Consider the following 2,631-nt stretch of genomic DNA (forward strand, 5'->3'; position numbering starts at 1 on the left):
AAAGACTTATAGATATATGGAGCATAAGGAAGATGAATATCCTATATCTTTGCAAATATTTGGAAATAAAGAAGATGATTTTAAGAAGGCGATAGAGCTTACAGATTTATCTGGTTTTTCATTTATAGATATTAATATGGGTTGCCCTACAAAAAAGGTTGTGCGAAATAATGGAGGGGCTGGACTTTTATCGGATACAGACAAAATGCTTTCTATACTCAATACTGTTAAAAGTGTTTCTCCTTTGCCTGTAAGTGTGAAAATAAGATTAGGCTTTCAGAGAGGCGAGGGCGGCGAGTTAGAGAGGGCTTTAGCTTTAAAAGAGAATGGGGCAGTATTTCTTACTCTTCACGGCAGATATGCAAGCGACTTATATAGGGGAGTTGCAGATTGGGAGGCTATTGCTAAGGTAAAAGAGGCTTTGGGAGATGATTATATATTAATTGGAAATGGGGACATAAAAACAAAGGAAGATGCTAAAAGAGCATTTGAGATATCTAAAGTTGACGGCATTATGGTTGGAAGGGCTGCTATTGGTAATCCTTGGGTGTTTAGGGAATTAAATACTATATTTGATGATAATTCTGAGTATAATGATGATGATACTAGAAATTTAAAAGATGTTTTAATAGAACATATAAACGGCTGCTGTGAACTTTATGGAGAGGTGAGTGGTATACATTTTATGCGTAAATTTATTATGAAATATCTTACAGGTTTTAGAATGGATAAAAAAATAGAGTTTATGAAATGCGAAAATAAAAATGATTTGTTTAAGTTAATAGATGAAGTTGTAAAAGATTAATTTTCTTTTCTTCTAAAAAATATTAAAGTTATAAACATAATTACGGGAAATATTGCGGCAAAAAATATACCTGCCTTTAAACCTATTTGCATTATATCATTGTTTGAAATGATGTTATTAAATATATTGATTATTTTTTTATTATTAGAAACAATCCCTACAATTCCAGGTCCAATAGCACAGCCAATATCTCCAGCCAAAGCAAGCAAAGCAAACATAGCAGTGCCACCTTTGCTGTAAGTTTTTGATGCCAAGCTAAATACAGAAGGCCACATTATAGCTACAGAAAGTCCAACTAAAGCAGAGCCTATTAATGATATTAAAGCATAAGGGCTAAACACTATTATAATATAGCCAGCAAAACAAAATATAGAAGATACAATAAGAGCCTTTTTTATATCTATCTTTTCAGATTTAAATCCGTAAATAAGCCTAACTATTCCCATACAAAAAGCAAACATGCTTGTACCAAATATATCCCCAAAACTTTTATTTACATTAAGACCTAATTCAGCAAATAACGATACCCACTGTGCAATAGTTTGTTCACTAGAGCCCGCACATATCATAAGTAAAACAAAAACTAATACTATTTTTACAGATAATAATTTTCTTATAGAAACTGTATTATCAGCATTTTTATTTTCTTCATGAGTAACTAATACATTTATAGGCACATTGGCAAATAAAAATATGTTTACTAAAGGAACTATTGCCCAGATAATAGATAAATATTTCCAATTTTCTATGCCAAATAAATTAAAATATATAGTAGAAAATATTACAACTGACATAGAACCCCAGCAATAAAAAGAGTGAAGTATATTCATAGCTTTAGTTTTTTTATTATCTGGAAGTGCTTCAACTATTGGACTTATTAAAACTTCTATTAAGCCTCCTCCTATGGCATTAATAAAAAAACATATTAATATAGCAATATATGGATTAATAAAAAAAGGAAGTATGCCAAGCAGTATTAATCCTAAAGCAGAAAATATATGTGCTAAAACTATTGGTATTCTATATCCTATTTTATCTATAAACTTAATAGCCAAAAAATCAATTATCATTTGCATTGCAAAATTAAAAGAAGATAATAAACCTATTTGTGTGAGTGATATATTAAAATCTTTTTGAAAAACTATAAAAATAAGTGGTGGAAAAATATTTATTATAGCTTGAGTTATATATCCATTATAACTTGCATATAATGTGTGGGTGTAGTTTAATTTCATTATTAAGCCTATATGAATATTCTTTGCTATTATACTATTTACAATATAAAATTCAATTAAGTTATATTGTATTTTTTTATTGACTATTTTTTTGTTTTTATTTATAGTAATTATTATGAATAAAATAATAAATTCAAATCTGCTTTCAAAAGATTTTTATATAAAGCAAAAAGAAATATTTATATCATTTTTAAAAAGGGTAGCAGACTTTACTCCAAGTGTTTTGGTAGGGCTTTTTATTCTTGTTATAACAGCTAAACTTTATGGAAGAGAAAACTCTACTATTGGAGTGGTTAGTATATTTATATGTGCTTTAATGCGTCAAAGTTTTACAGCATCAAATTATCCTCTTGTTGCTTTTAGAATACTTTTACTTGGGTTTCTGGCTACCATTGCAGAACAAAATATTTTTTTAATAATAACACTTAACTTTGTAGTGCCTTTTTTGATAGTGTTTTTATTATCTGATGATTTTGTGCCTAGGGGATATTTTATATATGGTTTTGCTTATGTAATATTTCAAGCTTATAATATTCCAATAGAAAATGTATCTCTTAGAATGGAATCTATCGGTTTTGCTTTAATAATTAT

At 28.5% G+C, this 2,631-nt stretch carries 2 protein-coding genes and 1 pseudogene; 2 read left to right on the top strand and 1 reads right to left on the bottom strand.

Annotation, left to right across the window (positions count from 1 at the left end):
- Positions 1-805: tRNA dihydrouridine synthase (locus E6A48_RS08075; protein ID WP_219709567.1), on the top strand; the 805-nt coding region annotated here is incomplete at its 5' end.
- On the opposite strand, the gene E6A48_RS08080 is transcribed toward E6A48_RS08075, so the two are convergent.
- Positions 802-2,040, bottom strand: a complete 1,239-nt coding sequence (locus E6A48_RS08080) for an MFS transporter (protein WP_219709568.1) — start codon at positions 2,038-2,040, stop codon at positions 802-804. The genes E6A48_RS08075 and E6A48_RS08080 overlap by 4 nt on opposite strands.
- A gap of 115 nt (positions 2,041-2,155) precedes the next feature.
- Between E6A48_RS08080 and E6A48_RS08085 the strand changes: the two are divergent.
- A pseudogene (locus tag E6A48_RS08085) lies at positions 2,156-2,631 on the top strand (FUSC family protein); the annotation flags it as partial.

Origin of the sequence: Brachyspira pilosicoli, from assembly GCF_019402445.1 — a bacterium.
GTDB lineage: Bacteria > Spirochaetota > Brachyspiria > Brachyspirales > Brachyspiraceae > Brachyspira > Brachyspira pilosicoli_B.